The organism is Pseudomonas sp. EA_65y_Pfl2_P78 (assembly GCF_963970495.1).
In the GTDB taxonomy this organism is placed as follows: Bacteria; Pseudomonadota; Gammaproteobacteria; order Pseudomonadales; family Pseudomonadaceae; genus Aquipseudomonas; species Aquipseudomonas baetica_A.
Window position 1 is genome coordinate 1 of sequence record NZ_CAXAON010000076.1, and the last position, 2,206, is coordinate 2,206.

Below are 2,206 nucleotides of genomic sequence, written 5' to 3' on the forward strand. Positions count from 1 at the left end.
GTTTGGTCAGTCCGTTGATTGCGGCGCAGATGTTCACCTTTCAAAAAGGCACTGACGGTTTGAAGGACCTGACGCCTGCGCCCGAGGCCGTCATCCCGAAGTTTCTGAAACTGACGCAGAGCATCAGCTCGCAATAACAGAAATCTCGCTTCGAAATGAGCACAGTTCATGACACGAGTCATCATCACACTCGCCAGCCTTTTACTGGCCGCACAGTCCGCATCTGCTGACGCTACCTTGCAAGAATGCCTGGGACGTACCAAATTCCAGTCACCGGAAGCATTCGAATGGGCAACGTTCCCAATTGAGCGCAGCAATATAAAAGGCGCTGGCGGTCATGTTTTTTCAAAAAATGTTCACGCTGTGGGTGACTACGTCAGTTACGACTATGATGAACTTACCGTCAGAGTCAGCGATATCACAACACGTGAAGAATTTGATAGGCAGCGCAATGCCATTGTTCACGAAACCGAAATGTACAAAAACCGGCTAAAGGAAAAACTTGATACCAACAAGCATCTTTTGGTATCGATCAAGGAAATGAACTACCTCCCCGACACCATCCAAAAACAGGAAGCCATAATAAAAAATCTAGAAGAGCAAATACCTAAAATAAAAAAACACGAGCATGACTTGGGAATTCCTGATTCACATGTATTGGGCAGCGAAAAGACGCCCTACGAGTTCCTGCTGTGGCGCAACAACCGGGTGTTCTATTTCCATATGAACAAACCCGCCGAGAATACAGCGCAGCGGATCAAAGACCTTGCCACCCGCTTCGAAGCCCGCGACCTCTATCAAGTGCCCGAAGGCCCAGGCGTTTGCATGCCCTACGGTTTCATTCATGACAACGGCAAAACCGGTTTCAACGTGAAGAACAGCCTTCGCTTTACCAGCACGCCCAACGTAATCATGAGCCTGATCAATGCCTCGCAAAGCGACCCGACCAAAGCTACCCGAGGCACCTACGACACCGACTACCACCCCGGCTACGACGCGGAAAACTGGAAAAAGTCGAAGATCATGGAAAAGTTCTACATCGGCAAACGCATGACCACCCTCGAAGGCTGGCGCTTGGACCCTCGGCCGGAATCCGCCGAGCAGGATCGCGCCTGGTTTGCCATAGCCCATGTCGGCGGTTTGGTCAGTCCGTTGATTGCGGCGCAGATGTTCACCTTTCAAAAAGGCACTGACGGTTTGAAGGACCTGACGCCTGCGCCCGAGGCCGTCATCCCGAAGTTTCTGAAACTGACGCAGAGCATCAGCTCGCAATAGCTGAAATCTCGCTTCGAAATGAGCACAGTTCATGACACGAGTCATCATCACACTCGCCAGCCTTTTACTGGCCGCACAGTCCGTATCTGCTGACGCTACCTTGCGAGAATGCCTGGGACGTACCAAATTCCAGTTACCGGAAGCATTCGAATGGGCAACGTTCCCAATTGAGCGCAGCAATATAAAAGGCGCTGGCGGTCATGTTTTTTCAAAGAATATCCACGCAGTGGGTGACTATGTCAGTTACGACTATGACGAACTGACCATCAGAGTCAGCGATGTCACAACACATGAAAAATTTGATAGGCAACGCAATGCCATTGTTCATGAAACCGAAAGTTTCAAGAAAATATTGCAGGCCGATCTGAAAACAAACGAGCGCCTGCTCGCATCGATCAAGCGAATGAATTACTCCGCCGACATCGTCAAAAACCAAGAAAAAGAAATCACGAAACTCGAAGAGCAGATACAACAAACCAAAAAATGCGAACATGACATGGGCATTCCGGACGCCCATGTCTTGGGCACAAAAGAAACTCCCTACGAGTTTCTCCTTTGGCGCAACAACCGGGTGTTTTACTTCCATATGAACAAACCGACCGAGAATGCCGCGCAAAGGATCAAAGATCTCGTCGCCCGATTTGAAGCCCGCGACCTCTACCAAGTACCCAACGGCCCAGGCGTTTGCATGCCCTACGGTTTCATTCACGACGACGGCAACACCGGTTTCAGCGTGAAGAACAGCCTGCGTTTCACCAGCACACCCAACGTGATCATGAGCCTGATCAATGCCTCGCAAAGCGGCCCGACCAAAGCTACCCGAGGCACCTACGACACCGACTACCGCCCCGGCTACGACGCGGAGAACTGGAAAAAGTCGAAGATCATGGAAAAGTTCTACATCGGCAAACACATGACCACCCTCGAAGGC

Annotated in this window: 2 protein-coding genes; both read left to right on the forward strand. The window is 50.8% G+C overall.

Translation table 11 applies throughout. The features are described from left to right. Window positions 1-168: 168 nt before the first annotated feature. On the forward strand, window positions 169-1,275 hold the full coding sequence (locus AACY02_RS25845; RefSeq protein WP_339434348.1) for a hypothetical protein: 1,107 nt from the start codon (window positions 169-171) through the stop codon (window positions 1,273-1,275). Window positions 1,276-1,306: 31 nt separating this feature from the next. Then, window positions 1,307-2,206: hypothetical protein (locus AACY02_RS25850; RefSeq protein WP_339434349.1), on the forward strand; the 900-nt coding region annotated here is incomplete at its 3' end.